Below are 3,567 nucleotides of genomic sequence, written 5' to 3' on the forward strand. Positions count from 1 at the left end.
CATCCAACTACTAAGGTATAAGCAACCATCCCCAGGAAATGAAAGCTTAATCCTGGCATTATGTCTTTATGAATCAGCCACAAAACGAGTAAAGCAACCGAGGATGCAAAGGTAACCTGTTGCCAAGTGTTATTTTGCAACCATAGTCGCCATGGCATAGCGATAATAGCTACTATTAAAAATCCACTATAAATCGCTATACCTAACCATAGCTGATGAAATGTCAGCAACGTAGAATGCAGTGACATTTTTTAATCGTCTACAGTTAATGGTAATGCCATTAACACTGCATTTTCACGCCCTTTTGCTAAGGGATAGTAATCTTTTCGTATCCCCACCTCATTAAATCCAGCTCGCTGGTATAGTGTAATTGCAGCGTAATTAGATTCTCTCACTTCAAGAAACATCATGGTTGCATTTAGATGTTTAGCACGAGCTATGAGAATATTTAGTAAATAGTGACCTAAACCTTGCCGTTGGAAACAAGGAGCAATAGTAATATTTAACAAGTGTGCTTCATCAGCTACCGACATCAAAACACTATGCCCAACCACTTTTTGTTGTATATATAACACATTACAGTGATAGCCTGATTGTAAACAGTCCAGAAAGATTCCTTTTGTCCATGGGTGAGAATAAGCTTCCGTTTCATTACCCAATACGGCATCCAAATTATCTATCGTCATTGGCTGCACGATCAGTTCATCTTTTTGCTTTAACACTGAGAATATAGCCCCAAAACTTTTATTATTATGTTAATAACATAACTAAATCAGCCCATGTCTCACGTTTATATTGAGGAATTTTTAACAGTTCATCAACACTATGAGTCACGACAATTCGCTGCTTATCATTATTAACCTTTTGTAGTCCCCGTAGTTGTTCAAAAGGTTTATCAGTATTCAAAGTAAACTTAGCTGCATCTCGGCCCAGCAATAAAATATTCGAGTGATCCTTATATTGATAGTGGCAAACTAAATAACGAGAAAGAGCATCAATCGCAATTTGTCGGTGCTGATCAATCATCTGCTGATGAGTAAACGGCCAACTAAAAATATTCATATTCTGCACAGAAGAAGACCAGTGCAATGCAGAAAGAATATTCATTAATAAATTTTGATGATGTTTGGTAAATCCTTCTCTTGAAGAATAAGGTAAATCAGTAATGATAAGAGCATCCTGACAAGTACAGATTGCCAGTCGAAATGTAGGAACTGGCTGTCTACTGGTACTACCAGTTGATTGAGCTGAAGAAGACGTATCCGTAGCTTTATTTTTCAACTCAAATTGCGTCTTGTTTTTTAAATCTTGCTGAGAAGGGCTTTCAGCTGTGTTTATTGCAGACTTCAGTTGCTGACTTAGCACTGTTGTCTGTTTTTGTAAGGGATGCTTTTCCTCGCTGTTTTTAGGTGTATGCAACAAGCCATGAAGGTTTGGTATGCTTGTTGTGGTGTTGCTTGCCTTATGAGAATCAATAGTCTCAATTTCACAAGATTCTTTTGAAATTATATTTGGCTTAGCTATATCAGCCCATAACAAAGGGTTTGAAGGCAGCGCATGAGCCAAAGAATAACGAGAATACCATGAGGTAATTCCCATCGCTTTTAAGTACTCCTGACGCTGCTGTTCAATCACACTACACTACCTCTTAAACATCAGCTGCTTGTGGATGAGCTCGATAAACATCTGATGTAATTAAATTTAACGCATTAACATAAGCTTTAGCTGAAGCAATAACGATATCAGTATCTGCCCCAGAGCCATTAACAATACGACCATCACGCTCTAAACGAACAGTAACCTCCCCTTGAGAGTCAGTGCCTCCCGTAATCGCATTTACTGAATACAGCTGTAGGTTCGCATTTGCACTGACCATTTTTTCAATTGCCTTAAATATTGCATCCACAGGGCCGTCTCCCTGTTCAGAAGCAGTACGCTCACATCCCTCAATTTCAAGAGTAACATGTGCTACAGGAGTTTCTCCTGTTTTTGAGTAAGCTTCCAAAGACACTAACCGATATTTTTCAACAAGTTCTGAGTGCAGAGTATCACTGACCAGCGCCTGCAAGTCCTCATCATAAATTTCATGCTTCTTATCTGCCAGCTCCTTGAACTTGCCAAAGGCAACTGCCAACTCTGCGTCTGATTCAAACTCAATCCCTAATTCAACTAACCTTGCACGAAATGCATTTCGACCTGAATGCTTTCCTAAAACCATTTTATTTGCATTCCAACCAACATCTTCGGCACGCATAATTTCATAAGTTTCACGGTGCTTTAACACACCATCCTGATGAATACCTGCTTCATGAGCAAATGCATTCGCCCCCACAATCGCCTTATTAGGTTGAACAGAAAAACCTGTGATACTTGATACCAACCTAGAAGTAGGTACGATTTGAGTCGTATCAACCTTAGTATCCACATTTAGCAAGTCATAGCGCGTTTTAATTGCCATGACAATTTCTTCTAGTGAAGCATTACCTGCACGCTCACCCAGACCATTAATAGTACATTCTACCTGCCTGGCACCGCTGGCAATTGCGGCTAATGAATTAGCTACGGCTAAACCTAAATCATTATGGCAATGTACCGAAAATACTGCTTTATCAGCATTAGGAATTCGATTAAGCAGCTGCAAAATAGTCTCAGAAAACTGATGAGGGATAGCATAACCCACTGTATCAGGAATATTAATCGTCTTAGCACCAGCACTAATTGCTGCCTCAATAATACGACAAAGAAAGTCTAATTCTGAACGTCCCGCATCTTCACAAGAAAACTCAACATCATCAACATAGTTTCTTGCATGTTTAACTGCATGAACAGCCTGGTCGATAACCTGTTCAGGTGTCATACGCAATTTGTATTGCATATGAATTGGTGATGTTGCAATAAAGGTATGAATACGAGCAGAATTTGCAGGTTTTAGTGCTTCTGCAGCTCGCTCAATATCTGCATCTAATGCTCTGGCTAAACTGCATATGGTACTATCTTTAATATGGCCAGCGATATTTTTCACCGACTCAAAATCACCAGGACTGGCCATTGCAAAGCCAGCTTCAATAACATCAACCCGCATTTTCTCAAGCGCTCTGGCAATACGCAATTTTTCTTCACGCGTCATTGATGCTCCAGGACTCTGCTCCCCATCCCTCAATGTTGTATCAAAAATAATGACCTGGTTTTCGCTCATAGCAAAACACTCCAAAACAAAAGCTCAAGCTAATAGGTATGGTTCTGAAAGGATTTTTTTATGGAATAATATATTTCTGCCCTAAGGCAGGAGGAGGAGAGTAAGAAATGCAGGATGGTAACTATTTTTTAAGTCACGAAACATCACTGTTGTTTTAGCTTTATTACACATCTTAAATCAGCGACTTTTTGATCTTAGCAAATATTTATATTTTAGTAAGTGCTAGTAACTATATCTGCTCAATCTCGCTTACACAAGGGCCGATTAGTATTTTTTAAACGCCTTATAAGAACAACCACGATTAAAAACGATCTCAAATTTTTTTAAAACCTAAACAAACAACAAGTTGAGCTTACTAAAATGTCTTCCAT

General features: G+C 38.9%; 3 protein-coding genes and 1 pseudogene. All 4 read right to left on the reverse strand.

Annotation, left to right across the window (positions count from 1 at the left end; translation table 11 throughout):
• Positions 1 to 248, reverse strand: a pseudogene (locus KCG35_RS23950) (hypothetical protein); the annotation flags it as partial.
• 3 nt (positions 249 to 251) lie between these two features.
• On the reverse strand, positions 252 to 722 hold the full coding sequence (gene rimI / locus KCG35_RS23955; RefSeq protein ID WP_215822380.1) for a ribosomal protein S18-alanine N-acetyltransferase: 471 nt from the start codon (positions 720 to 722) through the stop codon (positions 252 to 254).
• A gap of 28 nt (positions 723 to 750) precedes the next feature.
• The gene (locus KCG35_RS23960) at positions 751 to 1,635 is read right to left on the reverse strand and encodes a uracil-DNA glycosylase family protein (protein WP_215822381.1); all 885 of its coding nucleotides are present in this window, start codon (positions 1,633 to 1,635) and stop codon (positions 751 to 753) included.
• Between the two features lie 13 nt (positions 1,636 to 1,648).
• On the reverse strand, positions 1,649 to 3,196 hold the full coding sequence (locus tag KCG35_RS23965) for a 2-isopropylmalate synthase (RefSeq protein ID WP_215822382.1): 1,548 nt from the start codon (positions 3,194 to 3,196) through the stop codon (positions 1,649 to 1,651).
• Positions 3,197 to 3,567: the final 371 nt, after the last annotated feature.

Origin of the sequence: Zooshikella harenae, assembly GCF_018837975.1 — a bacterium.
Classification (GTDB): Bacteria; Pseudomonadota; Gammaproteobacteria; order Pseudomonadales; family Zooshikellaceae; genus Zooshikella; species Zooshikella harenae.

Excerpts from the sequence above, each read along its gene's own strand:
- KCG35_RS23965 (WP_215822382.1), bottom strand. The coding sequence starts at position 3,196 with ATGAGCGAAAACCAGGTCATTATTTTTGATACAACATTGAGGGATGGG.